Origin of the sequence: Tersicoccus solisilvae (assembly GCF_014643255.1) — a bacterium.
GTDB lineage: Bacteria > Actinomycetota > Actinomycetes > Actinomycetales > Micrococcaceae > Tersicoccus > Tersicoccus solisilvae.
On record NZ_BMJI01000013.1, the window covers coordinates 1 to 17,583 of the forward strand.

The window sequence follows — 17,583 nt, forward strand, 5'->3', positions numbered from 1 at the left end:
CGCGATCGCCGCGGCCGTCGCCGCCGGCCTGGGGGCGCTCGCGGACCTGCTCCGGGACGCGGCCCGCCCCGGCGGCCGGTAGCCGAACGCGCCCACGCCCTGCGCGAACGCGCCCAGCGCGCCGTCAGGGCCGTGTGGTCGAATGGCCCCATGAGCCTCACCTCATCCCGCCTGTCCGGCCTCGTCGACTGGGACCTCGCCGCCGGCACCGCCGCGAAGCTCGCCCCCGCCGGCCCGCGCGTCAGCCCCCGCCGGATGCGGGAGACGGTGGAGAGCCTGCGCGCGGCCGCCGACGCCTCCGTCGCCCACGTCCACCAGATCAGCCGGCTCGACGCCGCCGCCGACCTGCGGGACTCCGCCGTGCTCGTCGTCGACCGCGCGACGTGGTCCCGTGCCAACACGCAGAGCTTCTCCGTGCTCATGCAGCCGGCCCTGGACCGGCTGGTCGAGACCCGCGGCCAGGCGCTGACCGCGGCGACCGCGGCCCTGGGCGGGCGGCTCACCGGGGTGCAGCTCGGCTCCATCCTCTCCTTCCTCTCCAGCAAGGTGCTCGGCCAGTACGACCCGTTCGCCGCGCTCGCCGCCGGCACCACGGCCCCGCCCGCCGGCCGGCTGCTGCTGGTCGCGCCCAACGTGCTCGAGGTCGAACGGGAGCTGCACGTGGAGCCCGCCGACTTCCGGCTCTGGGTGTGCCTGCACGAGCAGACCCACCGGGTGCAGTTCGCCGCCGCGCCGTGGCTGCGCGGCCACATGATCGAGCAGATCGGCCTGCTGTCGGAGTCGATGGTGGACAAGGCGGACACGTTCGCCGCCCGGATCGCCGAGGCGGCCCGCTCCGTCGGCTCCGGCCGCCTCACCGGGGCGGCCGGCCGGGCCGACGGGGCGGCCGGGGGCACCGGTATCCTCGGCATCCTTCAGGACGAGCAGGAGAAGGAGATCTTCTCCCACCTGACCGCCGTGATGAGCCTGCTGGAGGGGCACGCCAACGTCGTGATGGACGGGGTCGACGCCGGGATCGTGCCGACCGTGCGGACCATCCGGCAGCGCTTCAACGCCCGGGGCGCCCACCGCTCGGGCCTGGAGAAGCTGCTGCGGCAGCTGCTCGGCCTGGACGCCAAGATGCGGCAGTACAGCGACGGGTCCCGGTTCGTCCGCGGGGTCGTGGACCAGGTGGGCCTGGACGGTTTCAACCGGATCTGGGACGCCCCCGGCAACCTGCCCTCCGAGCACGAGATCCACCACCCGGCAGACTGGGTCGACCGCCTGGGTCTGACCGGCCGGCGGTGAGCCGGTCGACCGCGTCGCCGCCCCCACCGCCACGAGCATGACGCCGTGCCCCACCCGGTGACGCGGCGGCAGCACGGACGCCGTGGACGGCTCGACCCCGTCGTCGCCCGCGCCCGGCGTACCGTGACCGCCGCGCTCGCGGGGCCGGACACGGCCACGCGCCCGATCGCGGGCGTGCACGCGCTGGTCGCCTGCAGCGGGGGAGCGGACTCGCTCGCCCTCGCGGCCGCGGCCGCCCACCTGGCCCGTCGCGGCGACGCCCGGGTCGGCGCCGTCGTCGTCGACCACGGCCTGCACCCGGACAGCGCCGCGATCGCCGCCCGCGCCGCCGAGCAGTGCATCGCCCTCGGCCTCGCCCCGGTCACCGTCGAACGGGTCGGGGTCGAGCAGGCCGGCGAGGGGCTGGAGGCCGCCGCCCGTCGGGCCCGGTACGCCGCGTTCGACGCCGCGGCCCGGCGTGCCGGGGCGCGGGCCGTGCTCCTCGCGCACACCCTCGACGACCAGGCGGAGCAGGTGCTGCTCGGCCTGCTGCGGGGTTCCGGCACGCGCTCGCTCGCCGGCATCCCGCCGCGGCGGGGCCCCTACCGGCGGCCGTTCCTCGACCCCGAGCTCGGCCTGGACCGCGCCGACACCGAACGGGTGTGTACGGCCGAGGGCCTGACCTGGTGGGACGACCCCGCCAACCACGACCCGGCGCACACCCGTTCCCGGATCCGCGCCACCGTGCTGCCCCTGCTCGCTCGTGAACTCGGCCCCGGCGTCGCCGCGGCCCTGGCCCGCACCGCCGCCATCGCCGCCCGGGACGCCGACCACCTCGACGCCGAGGCCGCCGCCCTCCTCGACCGGATCGGCCGGCGCGGTCCGGGGCGGTGCGCCCTGCCGATCGCCGACCTGCGGGCGGCCCCGGCCGCCCTGCTGCCGCGGGTGCTCGCGGCGGCGGCCGCCGAGGCCGGCGCCGGCCCGCTCTCCCGGGAGCGGATCGTCGCCCTCGAGACCCTCGTCGCACCCCGGGCCGCCGGCGGTCCCGGCAGCCCGGGACCCGTCCAGCTGCCGGGCGGCGTCACGGCATGGCGCACAGCGCCGGGGACCCCACCGGGGACCCCACGACGCGACGGGCGGCGGATCCCGCCGGACGAGCCCGGGCCGGCCGGCGCGGTGCTGGACCTGCGCGGCCCGGGATCGGCCGGCGATTGACCGGCGACGGTGCGACTGTGGCACGCTAGAGGGGCGCCGGCGCCGCCCGGCGTTCCCTCTCCCGCCGGCCGCACGACGGCCCGTCCCTCCTGAAGGAGCCCCGCGTGGATTCGAGCGACGTCCAGGCCGATCTGGAGCACGTGCTCTACACCAAGGACCAGATCCAGCAGAAGATCGCCGACCTGGCCGCCGAGATCGACCGGGACTACGCGGGGCGGGACATCCTGCTCGTCGGCGTGCTCAAGGGCGCCGTGATGGTCGTCGCCGACATCGCCCGGGCGCTGCACAGCCACGTGGCGATGGACTGGATGGCGGTCTCCTCCTACGGGTCGGGCACCCAGTCCTCCGGCGTCGTCCGCATCCTCAAGGACCTCGACACGGACCTGACCGACAAGCACGTCCTGATCGTCGAGGACATCATCGACTCCGGGCTGACCCTGTCCTGGCTGAAGTCGAACCTCGCCTCGCGGGGTCCCGCGTCGATCGAGATCTGCACCCTGCTGCGCAAGCCCGAGGCCGCGAAGGTGGAGCTGGACGTCAAGTACGTCGGCTTCGACATCCCCAACGAATTCGTCATCGGCTACGGCCTCGACTTCGCCGAGAAGTATCGCAACCTGGACTTCATCGGCACGCTCGCCCCGCACGTCTACCAGTGACGCCGGCGCGGTCCCGCGCGACACGCAGCGGCGAGGTGGACGGTGACCGCGGTCATGCCGCTGCGCTCTGAGGGAACTCGGCACCCGTCGAGTACGTCCTACAGCCGTAGCAGTGCGATATTGGGCACTGACACGACGCGCGCGCCGCGGCGGCACAGTTGAACGGGAGGTAGGGGCCGGTCCGGGCCCAACCACGCATGAACGTCAAGAAGCTCTTCAAGGGACCGCTGGTCTACATCGTGATCGGCCTGATCGCGCTCGCCGTCCTGTTCCCCCTCCTCACCGGCGGCTCCTCCAGCCGCGTCGACACCAACGTCGGGCTGCAACTGCTGGCGGACGGCAAGGCCGACCAGGCCCGCATCTCCGACGGCGAGCAGCGGGTCGACCTGACCCTGCGCGACGACTACATCAACGGGGACGGCCAGAACCTCGGCAAGAACGTCCAGTTCTACTACGTCGCCCCGCGTGGGGCGGACGTCGTGAAGGCGGTCTCCGACTCCCGGCTCGACAGCTACACCGACCAGCCGCCGGAGAACAACTGGCTGCTCGGCCTGCTGCAGCTGATGATCCCGTTCCTCATCATCGGCGTCATCTTCTGGTTCATCCTCTCCCGCGCCCAGGGCGGCGGGTCCAAGGTCATGCAGTTCGGCAAGTCCCGGGCGAAGCTGATCTCCAAGGACCACCCGAAGGTCACCTTCGCGGACGTCGCCGGGGCGGACGAGGCCGTCGAGGAACTGCACGAGATCAAGGAGTTCCTCTCCGAGCCGGCCAAGTTCCAGGCGGTCGGCGCGAAGATCCCCAAGGGCGTGCTGCTGTACGGCCCGCCGGGCACCGGCAAGACGCTGCTGGCCCGCGCCGTCGCCGGTGAGGCCGGCGTCCCGTTCTACTCGATCTCCGGCTCGGACTTCGTCGAGATGTTCGTCGGCGTCGGCGCCTCCCGCGTGCGCGACCTGTTCGAGCAGGCCAAGAACAACGCCCCGGCGATCATCTTCGTCGACGAGATCGACGCCGTCGGCCGGCACCGCGGCGCCGGCGTCGGCGGCGGCAACGACGAGCGCGAACAGACCCTGAACCAGCTCCTCGTGGAGATGGACGGGTTCGACGTCAAGACCAACGTCATCCTCATCGCCGCCACCAACCGGCCCGACGTGCTGGACCCGGCGCTGCTGCGGCCGGGCCGGTTCGACCGGCAGATCGGCGTCGAGGCGCCCGACATGGGCGGCCGCTTCCGCATCCTGCAGGTCCACGCGCAGGGCAAGCCGATGGCGCCCGGCGTCGATCTGTACTCCGTCGCCAAGCGCACGCCCGGCTTCACCGGCGCGGACCTGGCGAACGTGCTGAACGAGGCGGCGCTGTTGACCGCCCGCTCCAACGCCCAGCTGATCGACGACCGGGCCCTGGACGAGGCGATCGACCGGGTCATCGCCGGTCCGCAGAAGCGGTCCCGGGTGATGAAGGAGCTCGAGCGGAAGATCACCGCCTACCACGAGGGCGGTCACGCGCTCGTCGCGGCCGCGCTGCGGAACACGGACCCGGTCACCAAGATCACCATCCTGCCCCGCGGCCGGGCGCTGGGCTACACCATGGTGCTGCCCGCCGACGACAAGTACTCGACCACCCGCAACGAGCTGCTCGACCAGCTGGCGTACGCGATGGGCGGCCGCGTCGCGGAGGAGATCATCTTCCACGACCCCTCCACCGGCGCGTCGAACGACATCGAGAAGGCCACCGCCACGGCCCGGAAGATGGTCACCCAGTACGGCATGAGCGCCCGGGTCGGTGCCGTGAAGCTCGGCTCCGGCAGCGGCGAGCCGTTCCTCGGCCGCGACATGGGCAACGAGCGGGACTACTCCGAGGAGGTCGCCGCGGTGATCGACGAGGAGGTCCGCGTGCTGATCGACTCCGCGCACGACGAGGCCTGGGCCATCCTGATGGAGAACCGCGACGTCCTCGACCGGCTCGCCCTCGAGCTGCTGGAGCGGGAGACGCTGAACCAGGAGCAGATCGCGGACATCTTCCGCGACGTGCGCCAGCGCGACCTGCGGCCGGTGTGGCTCTCCAGCGACGAGCGGCCCGTCTCGGACATCCCGCCGGTGACGACCCGCGCCGAGCAGGACCAGGCCGCCCGCGAGGGCCGTCCGAACCCGGCGCGGCAGGCCCCGCAGGACCAGGCCGTCGCCGCCAAGCCCGAGCACCCGGTGCAGACTCCGCACGAGTCCGGCGCCGGGGAGCTCCCCCCGCACCAGTGATGGCGGACGTCAACCGGGCCGAGAGTCCCGACGACCCGGGCATGCCCGGCGCGGTCGGCGGGGTCGACGAACCGCGGATCGCCGCGGCCGTGCGCGAGATCCTGCTCGCCATCGGTGAGGACCCGGACCGGTCGGGACTGCTGGACACCCCGGACCGGGTGGCGCGCGCCTACGCGGAGATGTTCTCGGGGCTGCACCAGGACGCCGGCGACGTGCTCGGGACGACGTTCGACCTCGATCACGAGGAACTGGTGCTGGTCAAGGACATCCCGTTCTACTCGACGTGCGAACACCACCTGGTGCCGTTCCACGGGACCGCCCACGTCGGCTACATCCCGTCCCATGACGGCCGCGTCACCGGGCTGAGCAAACTGGCCCGGCTGGTGGAGATCTACGCCCGGCGGCCGCAGGTGCAGGAACGGCTCACCACCCAGATCGTGGAAGCATTGGTCACGCACCTCGCGCCCCGCGGCGCCATCGTCGTCATCGAGTGCGAGCACCTGTGCATGTCGATGCGCGGGGTCCGCAAGCCGGGGACGAAGACCGTGACCTCGGCCGTGCGCGGTCAGCTGCACGACCCGGCGACCCGCGCCGAAGCCATGGGACTCATCCTCGGAAGGTAGAACGTCATGGACACTCTCGGTGTCACGCCGGGCACGGGCCCGAACACGCTCCCCCTGCCGGTCATCCGCCGCGCGACGCGGCCCCGCACCGTCGCCGACCTGCCCACCGGGCGCACCCTGGTGATGGGCATCCTCAACGTCACCCCCGACTCGTTCAGCGACGGCGGGGACCACAGCACCCGCGGGGCGGCCATCGACCACGGCCTGCGCCTGCACTTCGCCGGCGCCGACATCGTCGACGTCGGGGGCGAGTCCACCCGGCCGGGGGCCGCCGAGGTCCCCGTCGAGGCCGAACTGGACCGGGTCGTCCCGGTGATCACCGCGCTGGCCCGTGCGGGCGCCCTGGTCAGCATCGACACCCGCCGCCCGCAGGTGGCCGCCGCCGCGATCGACGCCGGTGCGGCCCTCGTCAACGACGTCTCCGGCACCGCGGTGCACCCCGACATGCCGGCCCTGATCGCGCAGCGCGGCGTCCACTACGTCCTGCAGCACAGCCGCGGCGACTCCCGCACCATGACCTCGCGCGCGCAGTACGACGACGTCGTCGAGGACGTCATCGCCGAACTCGCGCCGCTGGCGGGTCGCTTCATCGACGCCGGCGTCGCCGAGGACCGGCTGATCCTCGACCCGGGGATCGGCTTCGCGAAGGCGGGCGAGCAGAACTGGCAGTTGCTGCGCTCGCTCGACCGGTTCACGGCGCTGGGCAAGAAGGTGCTGGTGGGCACGTCCCGCAAGACGTTCCTCGGCGAACTGCTGGCCAGCTCCGGCAAGTCGGCCCCGCCGAAGGACCGCGACGCCGCGACGGTCGCCTCCACCGCCCTTGCCGCCGCCGCCGGGGTCTGGGCGGTCCGCGTCCACGACGTGAAGGCGAACCTCGACGCGGTGAAGGTGGCCGCCGCCTGGTCCGGGCGGTGAGCGTGGACACGATCACCCTCACCGGCATCCGCGGGCGCGGCACCCACGGGGTGCTGGACGCGGAACGGGACCTCGGCCAGATCTTCACCGCCGACGTCGCGCTGGAGCTCGATCTGACCGCCGCCGCCCGCGACGACGACCTGACCCGCACGGTGAACTACGCCGAGGCCGCCGCGCGGGTGCACGCCCGGCTCACCGGGGCGCCGGTGGCCCTGATCGAGGCCCTCGCCGCGGCCATCGCCGAGGACCTGCTGGACGCGTACCCCGTGGCCGCGGTCACCGTCACCGTCCACAAGCCGGCCGCCCCGATCCCGGTCCCGTTCGACGACGTCGCCGTCACCATCCGGCGAAGCCGGGGATGACCGAGCCGGGGATGACCGAGCCGGGGATGACCGAGCGGGAGATGGCGCAGCCGGGGATGACGGCGCCGGTGACCGGACCGCCGCCGACCGCGCGGCCGGCGGTCGGCGCGGAGGCGGTCCTCGCCCTGGGCGCCAATCTCGGCGATCCGGCCGCGACCCTGACGGCGGCCGTGGACGCGATCGCCGGTGAACCGGGCCTGACGCTGCTCGGGGCCTCGCCCGTCGCGATCACGGCCCCGGTCGGCGGACCGCCCGGGCAACCGGACTACCGCAACCAGGTGGTCCGGGTCGCGACCGGGCTGAGTCCCGACGAGCTGCTCGCGGCCTGTCACCGGATCGAGGCGCGCTTCGGCCGGGAACGACTCGTCCACTGGGGGCCGCGGACCCTCGACGTCGACATCGTCACCGTCGTCACGGCCGACGGCGAGGTGCATCGCACGGATCCGCAGCTGACCCTGCCGCACCCCCGCGCCGCCACCCGCGCGTTCGTCCTCGCCCCCTGGTCCTGGCTGGAACCGGGGGCGCGGCTGGGCGGCGTCCCCGTGAGCGACCTGCTCGCGGCCGCGCCCGATCGCGACGGTGTCCGCGCCGAGGTGAGACCGTGAGCGGGCTGCGGCTCCGGCCGCTGGTGGTGGCGGCGGTCGTGGCCGCCGTCATCGGCTGGATCGCCGACGTGCTGATCACCCGGACCGGCGGGCCCACCCCGGTGCTGCCGCTGAGCTCCCTGCTGACCGTGCTCCTGCTCGTCGGCATCACCCTGGGCCTCGGCGTCCACGTGCTGCGCTGGCGGCAGGGGAGGGCGCGGCGGATGATCAACCCGCTCCTCGCCGCGCGCACCCTCGTGCTCGCCCAGGCCACCGCCTACACGGGGGCCGTCATCGGCGGCTGGCACGTCGGGGTGGTGGTCGAGCAGCTGGGCCTGGTCGCGTTGCGCTCGGACCAGTCGGTGCTGTGGTTCGCGGTCGCGCAGATCGCCGGCGGCGCCGTCATGGTCGGCGTCGGCGTGCTGGTCGAGCACTTCTGCCGCATCCCGCCGGAGGATGGGGACGGCAGCGGGGAAGGCCCCCAGCCGAGCGAGGGGGAGTATGCGTAGCGAACCGATCGACCCGGAGGGCTTGACCTTCACCGGCGTCTCGCCCCGGCTGGTGTGGGCCCGCGCCCTGGGCTGGCTGCCCGCCGCGGTCCTCATCGTCGCCGTCTGCTCCGTCCCGCTCGTCCTCACCCTGCTCGGCGTGTGGACCTGGGTGCCGCGATGGCTGGCCTGGGCCGTGCCCGTCGTCGCCCTCGTCGTCCAGCTCTGGCGCCTCGCCCTGATCCCGCGGCAGGTGCGGGCGCTCGGCTACGCGGAGCGGGACGAGGACCTGCTGATCCGCAGCGGCCTCTTCTTCCGCCGGCTCGTCGTCGTGCCCTACGGGCGGATGCAGTACGTCGACGTGCAGGCCGGGCCGGTCGAGCGGGCGCTGGGCATGGCCGGCATCAAGCTGCACACCGCGTCGGCCTCGACGGACGCCGCCATCCCCGGGCTACCCGCCGACGAGGCGGCGCGGCTGCGGGAGGCGCTGTCCGCGCGCGGCGAGGCGAGACTGGCGGGACTGTGACCGTGGCCTCCCCGGTGCGCGGCGGTATCGACGCGCCGTCGACGTGGCACCGCGTCCACCCGGCGTCACCGCTGGTCCGCGGTTGGCTCGCCCTCGTCGCCGTCTACGTCGTGTTCGGGCGGGACTGGCTGCAGAACGCGATCGGCTCGATGGCGGACCCGTCCTCCCGCGAGCCCGGCCCCGACGGCGTGCCGATCGGCATCATCGTGGTGGTCGCCGTCGTCCCCCTGGTCGTCGTCCTCGCCACCTTCTTCGCCAGCTGGTGGTTCACCCGTTACCAGGTCACCACCGATCACGTCCGGATCAACTCCGGGGTGCTGTTCCGGCAGAACCGGCAGGCACGGCTGGACCGGGTGCAGGCCATCGACATCAACCAGCCGCTGCTGGCCCGGCTGCTGCGGCTCGCCGAACTCAAGTTCGAGGTGGCCGACGCCGGCCAGTCCGCGATGCGGCTGTCCTTCCTGCGGCTCGACGAGGCCGAGCAGCTGCGTGCGACCATCCTGGGCCGCGCTGCAGGGGTGCACGGTGATCCCGCCCACCCCGACGTCATCGTCTCCGCCCCGGAGCGCCCGGTGCTGACCGTGCCCCCGCAGCGGGTCCTCGGCGCGGCCGTGCTCTCCGGCATGACGGTGTGGCTGCTCGTCGCCGCGGCGGTCACCCTGCTGCCGGCCGTGTTCAGCGGCCAGCCGCTCGCACTCGCGGCCGTCATCCCCGTCGTCTTCGGTGCGGGCACGGCCTACTGGGCCTTCTTCACCCGCAGCTTCAACTTCCGCGTCGCCCATTCCCCGGACGGGGTCCGGCTGCACTACGGGCTGCTCGAGACGCACGCCCAGACCGTGCCGCCGGGTCGCGTGCAGGCCGTGTCCGTGCACGCCCCCCTGCTCTGGCGGCCGCTGGGGTGGCACCGGGTGGAGATGAACGTGGCCGGCTACGGCACCGCCGGCAGCGAGCAGAACGCCCGCACCGTGCTGCTGCCGGTCGGCACGTTCGACGAGGTGCTCGAGGTCATGGCCCTGGTGCTGCCGCGCCCGGGCGTCGACGACCCGGTGGCCGTCTTCCGCGCGGGGCTGCACGGCACGGGCAGCGCCGAGGGATTCGTTCCCGCCCCGGCGCGCGCCCGATGGCTCGACCCGCTCGCCTTCCGGCGCAACGGGTTCCAGCACACCGAGACGGCGATACTCGTCCGCAGTGGGCGGCTCACCCGTCGGCTCGCCGTCGTGCCGCACGAGCGCACGCAGTCGGTGGCCCTGCAGCAGGGCCCGCTGCAACGCCGGCTGGGGCTGGCGCACGTCCACCTGCATTCCACGGCCGGACCGGTCAAGCCCGTGGTGCCGCATCTGGCCGTCGACGTCGCCCGCCGACTGTTCACCGACCAGGCGGAGCGGGCCGCGCGGGCCCGGCGCGCGGCCGGCCCCGAGCAGTGGATGCTCCGGCGCGCGACCCAGGACGCCGCGCCGATCCCGCCGGCTCCCGTCGCCGCGCCGGACGCCGCGCCCGGAGGCGCACCCACCGATCGCCACGGGGACCGGCCGTGAGGCCCGGGCGCCTCGGCGTCGGGGTGATCGGCGCCGGCCGGGTCGGGGCGGTGCTCGGGGCGGCGCTGCGGGCGGTCGGGCACTCCGTCGTGGGCGTCAGCGCGATCTCGGAGCAGAGCCGGGACCGGGCCGCCGCGCTGCTGCCCGGCGTGCCGCTGCTCGAACCGGCCGAGATCGTCGAGCGATGCGAGCTGGTCGTGCTCGCCGTGCCCGACGACGACCTCGTGCCCCTGGTCCGGGGCCTGGCCGAGCTGGACCACTGGCAGACCGGGCAGATCGTGCTGCACACGAGCGGCCGGCACGGTATCGCGGCCCTCGCGCCGGCCGCCGCGCGCGGCGCCGTGTGCCTGGCCGTGCATCCCGTGCTCGCGTTCACCGGGATGAGCCTCGACCTGGCCCGGCTGACCGGGGCGATGGTCGCGGTCACCGCGCCGGCGGCGTTCCTGCCGATCGCCCAGGCACTCGTCGTCGAGATGGGCGCGGAGCCGGTGGTGCTGAGCGAGGAGGACTTCCCCGTCGTCGGCGGCATCCTCGCCCGCGTCCGGGAGGACGTCGACCGGAGCACCCGGCAGGCGCTGCGCCGACTCGCCGAGGCGGACGTCGAGGATCCCGCGCGGATGGCCGGCCCGCTCGTGCGGGCCGTGCTGGAGAACGCCCTGGCCGCCGGCCCCGAACGGCCGGCCACCGGGCTGGCACCGCCCGATTCCCCCATCGAATAGGCGCGCGGGCGCCCGGGAAAGGGCGATATCCCGGCCGGTCCGGGAGCCGGGAAAATGGCGGCGGACGACCAGCGGAATCCGCGCGAAGAACAAGCACCCTGATGATCTCCGATCACCGCGAGGCGGCCGAAGAAATGAGGCGGGAGAAATGCCGGTCTCCGCCTCGTCGGCGGGCGCCCGCGGACCCGCGGTCCGTCCCGTCCACGGCGGCGGCGAATTCCGTTCAGGGGGAACCGGAAAAAGGGGCGAGTGCGCGGTGGTCGAGGGCGGTCAGAGCACGGTGAATCAGAGCACGGTGAAACGGGGCGGGAGGTCCGCGCGACCGGTCAGGGCGAGCAGCAAGGTCTCGGCCGAACCCGCCCGGATGCCCACGCGCGCCGCCAGCTCCGCCGCGTCGGCGACGAGCTCGGGGTCCAGACCGGCGGGGAAGCCGCACGCCCGCGCCAGGTCCAGGCCGTGCACGGTCAGCTCGAAGCACCGGGTCGGCAGGTACTCGCTCAGCAGCATGCCGCCCCCCGCGGTGGGCAGCAGGGGATCCCCGCCCCCGGCCATCGCCGCATCGACGGCGGCCGTGGCCGCCGTCGCCAGCCCCGCCACCGTCGCGGCCGGATCCGGCCCGAGGGCCAGACCGGCCTGTTCGCCCCGGGCCGCGACCTCCGCGTCGTGACCGTGGGCGGCGAGGAAGTAGGCGGTGGTGTCCGGCACGTCCCGGGTGACGGCCGGCCGCTGCAGGTAGTCGACCACGGTCGTCAGGGCGCGCGCGCCGTGACCGGCGAGCGACCGCACCGACCACTGGCCCAGGCCCGGGCGGTCCCAGTCCTCGGCCCCGATCCGGGAGACGATCGTGGTGTACGCGGCGGCCGCCGCACGGAAGCGATCCGTGGTCTGCATGCGCCGATCGTAGGCCACCGCCCTGGGCCGATACCCTTGGATATCGTGACCACACCGACTCCTGCCTCCACTCCGTCGTCCCCGGAGCCGGCCGACGACTCCGCCGAGGCGCAGCTGCGCCGGCAGACTTCAGAGCAGATCGAGGTGCGCACCGCCAAGCGCCGGCGCCTCCTCGAGGCGGGCGTCGAGCCCTACCCGGTCGGTGTCGAGCGCACCCACACGCTCGCCGAGGTGCGCGGCACGTACGCGCACCTGGCCGCCGACGAGGCGTCCGGCGAGCACGTCGGCGTCGCCGGTCGCGTCGTGTTCCTGCGCAACACCGGCAAGCTGTGCTTCGCGACCCTGCAGGCCGGGGACGGGACCCGGTTGCAGGCGATGATCAGCCTCACCGGGGTGGGTGAGGAGTCGCTCTCGCAGTGGAAGGCCGTCGTCGACCTCGGCGATCACGTGTTCGTGCACGGGGAGGTGATCAGTTCCCGCCGCGGTGAGCTGTCCGTGATGGCGGACCGCTGGCAGATGGCGTCCAAGGCGCTGCGGCCCCTGCCCACCCTGCACCACGACCTGTCCGAGGAGACCCGCGTCCGGCAGCGGTACGTCGACCTGATCGTGCGGGAGGAGGCCCGGCAGATCGTGCTCGACCGGGCCACCATCACCCGCACCGTGCGGCAGACCCTCGACGCCCGCGGCTACGTGGAGGTGGAGACGCCGATCCTGCAGCTGGTCCACGGCGGGGCGACCGCACGGCCGTTCAACACCCACATGAACGCCTTCGACCAGGACATGTCCCTGCGCATCGCCACCGAGCTCTACCTCAAGCGCGCCGTCGTCGGCGGCCTCGACAAGGTGTACGAGATCGGCCGGGTGTTCCGCAACGAGGGCGTCGACTCCACGCACAGCCCCGAGTTCACCATGCTCGAGTGCTACGAGGCGTATGCCGACCAGTTCGTCATGGCCGACCGGATGCGCGAGATGATCCTGGCCTGCGCCCACGCCCTGGGCCGCACCCGGATCGAGACCGCGGCGGGCACGGTGGACCTCGAGGGCGAATGGCGGTGGCTCTCCGTCTACCCGGCCGTCTCCGAGGCCGTCGGCGAGGAGGTCACGCCGCAGACGGGCATCGAGGACCTCCGCCGGATCGCCGCCGCGCACGACGTCGAGCTGCCCACCGACGTGATCGACCAGAAGATCGTGATGAAGCTGTTCGAGGAGCTGGTCGAGCACACCCTGCTGCAGCCCACCTTCGTCTGCGACTACCCCCCGATCGCGCAGCCGCTCGCGCGGCCGCACCGCAGCATTCCCGGCGTCATCGAGGCGTGGGACCTGATCATCGCCGGGACCGAGACGGGAACGGCGTTCTCCGAGCTGATCGATCCCGTCATCCAGCGGGAACGGCTGACCGCGCAGTCACGTCAGGCCGCGGCCGGGGACGAGGAGGCCATGCAGCTGGACGAGGACTTCCTGCGCGCGCTCGAATACGCGGCGCCGCCGATGGGCGGCATCGGCCTGGGCATGGATCGCCTGGTGATGCTCTTCACCGGTGTCGGCATCCGCGAGAGCATCCTCTTCCCCCTGATGAAGCCCGAGTGAGAGCTGTGAGCATTCACCCAGCCGACCGCACTACCCTGATCCGGTGAACGATTTTCTGGCGGCACTGACGGTGCTGCTGCCGTCCCTCGGCGTCGGCCTGCTCTTCTTCATCGCCATGCGCGCACTCCTGAATGCGGATCGTTCGGAGCGCCGCGCATTCGCCGAGGAAGAGGAACGATTTCTCAAGAATCATTCGGATTGACCGGAATACTTTGACTCCGGGCACGAGAATATTCATACTTGAGGGGAATTCCGCGGGATCCCGGGAATTCTGACAGGAACATTTCCCCCAAGGAGAGTTGACTTGGCTCAGAAGGTGAAGATCATCCTCGTGGACGATCTCGACGGCGGTACCGCCGATGAAACCGTCCGGTTCGGTCTCGACGGCGCGAACTACGAGATGGACCTGTCCACGGACAACGCGGAGCAACTGCGTGATGCGCTGAAGCCGTTCGTGTCCAAGGCCCGCCGTTCGGGCAGCCGTTCCTCCTCCGCCCGGAGCACCAGGTCCGGTGGCGGGTCCGGGCGCAATCAGGACACGGCGCGCATCCGGGAATGGGCGCGGGAGAACGGCTACACGGTCAGTGACCGCGGCCGCGTGCACTCGGACATCCAGGAGGCCTACCGCAAGGCACACGGCCAGTGACCGGCGCTCCGCGGCTGATCCCGCGGAGCGCGGACACGGAACCCTCCCGGCCGTCCCCGGGTGGAGCGAATGCGGATCGGCCATCGGCCGGTCCGCATTCGTCGTTCCGGCCCGATCACGGGATCCGGGTCCATCTCGCCTGTGGCGAACAACCGGCCACGGGGCGGCATCCCGCACGTAGCATCGTCAGTACGCATCAGCTAGGGAGTGTGCCCCATGTTCGAAAGATTCACTGACAGAGCCCGCAGGGTCGTCGTGCTCGCCCAGGAAGAGGCGCGCATGCTCAACCACAACTACATCGGTACGGAGCACATCCTCCTCGGCCTCATCCATGAAGGCGAAGGGGTCGCGGCCAAGGCGCTCGAGTCCCTGAACATCTCGCTCGGCGCGGTCCGGGAGCAGGTGCAGGAGATCATCGGTCAGGGCCAGCAGGCGCCGTCGGGGCACATCCCGTTCACCCCGCGCGCCAAGAAGGTCCTCGAGCTCTCCCTGCGCGAGGCCCTCCAGTTGGGCCACAGCTACATCGGCACCGAGCACATCCTGCTCGGCCTGATCCGCGAGGGCGAGGGCGTCGCCGCCCAGGTGCTCGTCAAGCTCGGCGCGGACCTGTCCCGGGTGCGCAACCAGGTGATCCAGCTGCTCTCCGGCTACCAGGGCGGCAAGGAGAACGCCGCCGCCGGCGTCGGGCCCGGCCAGAACGAGGGGGCGCCCGCCGGTTCGGTCGTGCTCGACCAGTTCGGCCGCAACCTGACCCAGGCGGCCCGCGAGAGCAAGCTCGACCCCGTGATCGGGCGCGAGCACGAGATGGAACGCGTCATGCAGGTACTCTCGCGCCGTACCAAGAACAACCCCGTCCTGATCGGCGAGCCCGGCGTCGGCAAGACCGCCGTCGTCGAGGGCCTCGCCCAGGCGATCGTCCGCGGCGACGTGCCGGAGACCATCAAGGACAAGCAGCTCTACACGCTCGACCTCGGGTCCCTGGTGGCCGGCTCCCGGTACCGCGGTGACTTCGAGGAGCGCCTGAAGAAGGTGCTCAAGGAGATCCGCACCCGCGGCGACATCATCCTGTTCATCGACGAGATCCACACCCTCGTCGGGGCGGGCGCCGCGGAGGGCGCGATCGACGCGGCCAGCATCCTCAAGCCCATGCTGGCCCGCGGTGAGCTGCAGACCATCGGCGCCACCACGCTGGACGAGTACCGCAAGCACATCGAGAAGGACGCCGCGCTCGAGCGCCGCTTCCAGCCGATCCAGGTCTCCGAGCCCTCGGTCGCCCACGCGATCGAGATCCTCAAGGGCCTGCGCGACCGGTACGAGGCGCACCACCGGGTGTCCATCACCGACGGCGCGCTGGCCTCGGCGGCGAGCCTGTCCGAGCGCTACATCTCCGACCGGTTCCTGCCGGACAAGGCGATCGACCTGATCGACGAGGCCGGGGCGCGGCTGCGCATCCGCCGGATGACGGCGCCGCCGGAGCTGAAGGAGATCGACGACCGGATCGCCGACCTGAAGAAGGAGAAGGAGTCCGCGATCGACGCGCAGGACTTCGAGGGCGCCGCCTCGCTGCGCGACAAGGAGCAGCGCCTCATCGCCGAGCGCGGCGAGAAGGAGCAGGCCTGGCGCAGCGGCGGCATGGACGACGTCGCCGAGGTCGACGAGGAACTCATCGCCGAGGTGCTCGCCAACTCCACCGGCATCCCCGTGTTCAAGCTGACGGAGGAGGAGTCCTCGCGCCTGAAGAACATGGAGGGCGAACTGCACAAGCGGGTCGTCGGCCAGGACGAGGCCATCAAGGCCATCAGCCAGTCCATCCGCCGGACGCGGGCCGGCCTGAAGGACCCGAAGCGCCCCGGCGGCTCGTTCATCTTCGCCGGCCCCACCGGCGTCGGGAAGACCGAGCTGGCCAAGGCGCTCGCCGAGTTCCTGTTCGGTGAGGAGGACGCGCTGATCCAGCTGGACATGAGCGAGTACTCCGAGAAGCACACCGTCTCGCGGCTGTTCGGCTCGCCCCCGGGTTACGTCGGTTACGAGGAGGGCGGCCAGCTGACCGAGAAGGTCCGCCGTCGTCCGTTCTCCGTCGTGCTGTTCGACGAGGTGGAGAAGGCGCACGCCGACATCTTCAACTCGCTGCTGCAGATCCTCGAGGACGGTCGTCTCACCGACAGCCAGGGGCGGGTCGTGGACTTCAAGAACACGGTCATCATCATGACGACGAACCTGGGCACCCGGGACATCGCCAAGGGCGTGCTCACCGGGTTCCAGTCGGGCACCGACACGCAGACCTCGTACGAGCGGATGCGCGCGAAGGTGCAGGAGGAGCTGCGTCAGCACTTCCGTCCCGAGTTCCTCAACCGTGTCGACGACATCGTCGTGTTCCCGCAGCTGACGCAGGACGAGATCATCGAGATCGTCGACATGTTCGTGGCCCGCCTCGAGCTGCGGCTCAAGGACAAGGACATGGGCATCGAGCTGACCACGGAGGCCAAGAAGCTGCTGGCCACCCGCGGGTACGATCCCTCGATGGGCGCCCGGCCGTTGCGCCGGACCATCCAGCGGGAGATCGAGGACCAGCTGTCCGAGAAGATCCTGTTCGGGGAGCTCTCCGCCGGCCAGGTCGTGCTCGTCGACGTGGAGGGCGAGGGCGACCTCGCGAAGTTCACGTTCGAGGGCACCTCGAAGCCGTCGGTGCCGGACACGGTCCCCTCGGCCTGACCCGCGCTGCCTCGACCGTTCGACGGGCCCGGAACCGCCGCCACGTGCGGCCGGTACCGGGCTCGTCGTCGTTCCGGGGTCCGTGCGGTGACGCCCGCACCGCGGGCGCGGCTGGGCACACCTGCGCATGGTCAGTAGGCTGAGGGTGACGCGGGGACCATCCCGCCACGAGGAAAGGAAGTGCCGGATGCTCAAGAAAGCGATCTTCCTGGTCGGAGCGGGCGTGGGGTTCGTGCTCGGAACCCGTGCGGGCCGGGAGACCTACGACAAGCTGCGGGCCCAGGTGACGGGCTTCGTCAACGACCCGAAGGTGCAGGAGAAGGTCAGCCAGGGCACCGAGTGGGCCAAGGACAAGGCCCCCGTGGTCGCCGGCAAGGTGCAGGAGGGCGCGGAGAAGATCAAGGGCGCCGCCTCCGACGCCGCCGGCACGGTTTCCGGCAAGGCCTCCGACGCCGCCGACAGCGCGTCCGCGAAGGCGGACCAGGCGGTCGGCACGATCAAGGACCGGACGTCGGGCGACGACGGGACCGATCCCGAGACGGGTGGCACCAGCAGCGACTACGAGCCGCACGTCGTCGATCAGGGCGACCAGCACTGAGCTGTCGCCGG

17 protein-coding genes and 1 pseudogene are annotated in these 17,583 nt (G+C 72.4%); 17 read left to right on the plus strand and 1 reads right to left on the minus strand.

Annotated features, from left to right (window positions below; genetic code table 11):
• Nucleotides 1-150 precede the first annotated feature (150 nt).
• The 12 genes and pseudogenes from IEX22_RS10390 to IEX22_RS10445 form a co-directional block, all read left to right on the plus strand.
• Nucleotides 151-1,287 (plus strand): zinc-dependent metalloprotease, encoded by a 1,137-nt coding sequence (locus IEX22_RS10390; protein ID WP_188668340.1) that lies wholly within the window; start codon nt 151-153, stop codon nt 1,285-1,287.
• A 45-nt stretch (nt 1,288-1,332) separates the two neighbouring features.
• Nucleotides 1,333-2,481 carry a tRNA lysidine(34) synthetase TilS gene (gene tilS, locus IEX22_RS10395; RefSeq protein ID WP_229659948.1) on the plus strand — a complete coding sequence of 383 codons (1,149 nt, stop codon included), beginning with the start codon at nt 1,333-1,335 and terminating at the stop codon, nt 2,479-2,481.
• A gap of 104 nt (nt 2,482-2,585) precedes the next feature.
• Complete coding sequence (gene hpt / locus IEX22_RS10400) at nt 2,586-3,137, plus strand: hypoxanthine phosphoribosyltransferase (protein ID WP_188668341.1); 552 nt, start codon at nt 2,586-2,588, stop codon at nt 3,135-3,137.
• Nucleotides 3,138-3,334: 197 nt separating this feature from the next.
• The gene (ftsH, locus tag IEX22_RS10405; protein WP_188668342.1) at nt 3,335-5,386 is read left to right on the plus strand and encodes an ATP-dependent zinc metalloprotease FtsH; all 2,052 of its coding nucleotides are present in this window, start codon (nt 3,335-3,337) and stop codon (nt 5,384-5,386) included.
• 41 nt (nt 5,387-5,427) lie between these two features.
• Nucleotides 5,428-6,009: a GTP cyclohydrolase I FolE gene (folE, locus tag IEX22_RS10410; protein ID WP_229659956.1), complete on the plus strand. Its 582-nt coding sequence runs from the start codon at nt 5,428-5,430 to the stop codon at nt 6,007-6,009.
• Nucleotides 6,010-6,015: 6 nt separating this feature from the next.
• The gene (gene folP / locus IEX22_RS10415) at nt 6,016-6,924 is read left to right on the plus strand and encodes a dihydropteroate synthase (protein WP_188668344.1); all 909 of its coding nucleotides are present in this window, start codon (nt 6,016-6,018) and stop codon (nt 6,922-6,924) included.
• Between the two features lie 2 nt (nt 6,925-6,926).
• Nucleotides 6,927-7,286, plus strand: a complete 360-nt coding sequence (folB, locus tag IEX22_RS10420; protein ID WP_306464441.1) for a dihydroneopterin aldolase — start codon at nt 6,927-6,929, stop codon at nt 7,284-7,286.
• Nucleotides 7,283-7,891, plus strand: coding sequence for a 2-amino-4-hydroxy-6-hydroxymethyldihydropteridine diphosphokinase (gene folK / locus IEX22_RS10425; protein WP_229659949.1), 609 nt, complete (start codon nt 7,283-7,285; stop codon nt 7,889-7,891). Before folB ends, folK begins: the two co-directional genes overlap by 4 nt.
• Nucleotides 7,888-8,379 carry a DUF3180 domain-containing protein gene (locus IEX22_RS10430; protein WP_229659950.1) on the plus strand — a complete coding sequence of 164 codons (492 nt, stop codon included), beginning with the start codon at nt 7,888-7,890 and terminating at the stop codon, nt 8,377-8,379. Before folK ends, IEX22_RS10430 begins: the two co-directional genes overlap by 4 nt.
• The gene (locus IEX22_RS10435) at nt 8,372-8,884 is read left to right on the plus strand and encodes a PH domain-containing protein (RefSeq protein ID WP_188668346.1); all 513 of its coding nucleotides are present in this window, start codon (nt 8,372-8,374) and stop codon (nt 8,882-8,884) included. Before IEX22_RS10430 ends, IEX22_RS10435 begins: the two co-directional genes overlap by 8 nt.
• A complete protein-coding gene (locus IEX22_RS10440; RefSeq protein WP_188668347.1) occupies nt 8,881-10,419 on the plus strand; it encodes a PH domain-containing protein in 1,539 nt (512 codons plus the stop codon). The genes IEX22_RS10435 and IEX22_RS10440 overlap by 4 nt, the downstream gene beginning before the upstream one ends.
• Nucleotides 10,416-11,108: pseudogene (locus tag IEX22_RS10445) on the plus strand (Rossmann-like and DUF2520 domain-containing protein); the annotation flags it as partial. The gene IEX22_RS10440 and the pseudogene IEX22_RS10445, both read left to right, overlap by 4 nt.
• Before the next feature lie 315 nt (nt 11,109-11,423).
• Here IEX22_RS10445 and IEX22_RS10450 read toward each other — a convergent pair.
• Nucleotides 11,424-12,029: a maleylpyruvate isomerase family mycothiol-dependent enzyme gene (locus IEX22_RS10450; RefSeq protein ID WP_188668349.1), complete on the minus strand. Its 606-nt coding sequence runs from the start codon at nt 12,027-12,029 to the stop codon at nt 11,424-11,426.
• A gap of 45 nt (nt 12,030-12,074) precedes the next feature.
• On the opposite strand from IEX22_RS10450, the gene lysS reads away from it, so the two are divergent.
• The 5 genes from lysS (at nt 12,075) to IEX22_RS10475 (ending at nt 17,572) form a co-directional block, all read left to right on the plus strand.
• Complete coding sequence (lysS, locus tag IEX22_RS10455; RefSeq protein WP_438816621.1) at nt 12,075-13,616, plus strand: lysine--tRNA ligase; 1,542 nt, start codon at nt 12,075-12,077, stop codon at nt 13,614-13,616.
• A gap of 43 nt (nt 13,617-13,659) precedes the next feature.
• On the plus strand, nt 13,660-13,818 hold the full coding sequence (locus IEX22_RS10460; protein WP_188668350.1) for a hypothetical protein: 159 nt from the start codon (nt 13,660-13,662) through the stop codon (nt 13,816-13,818).
• A 102-nt stretch (nt 13,819-13,920) separates the two neighbouring features.
• On the plus strand, nt 13,921-14,262 hold the full coding sequence (locus tag IEX22_RS10465; RefSeq protein WP_188668351.1) for a histone-like nucleoid-structuring protein Lsr2: 342 nt from the start codon (nt 13,921-13,923) through the stop codon (nt 14,260-14,262).
• A 216-nt stretch (nt 14,263-14,478) separates the two neighbouring features.
• Nucleotides 14,479-16,974 (plus strand): ATP-dependent Clp protease ATP-binding subunit, encoded by a 2,496-nt coding sequence (locus tag IEX22_RS10470; RefSeq protein WP_188668352.1) that lies wholly within the window; start codon nt 14,479-14,481, stop codon nt 16,972-16,974.
• A gap of 187 nt (nt 16,975-17,161) precedes the next feature.
• The gene (locus IEX22_RS10475; RefSeq protein WP_188668353.1) at nt 17,162-17,572 is read left to right on the plus strand and encodes a YtxH domain-containing protein; all 411 of its coding nucleotides are present in this window, start codon (nt 17,162-17,164) and stop codon (nt 17,570-17,572) included.
• Nucleotides 17,573-17,583 lie beyond the last annotated feature (11 nt).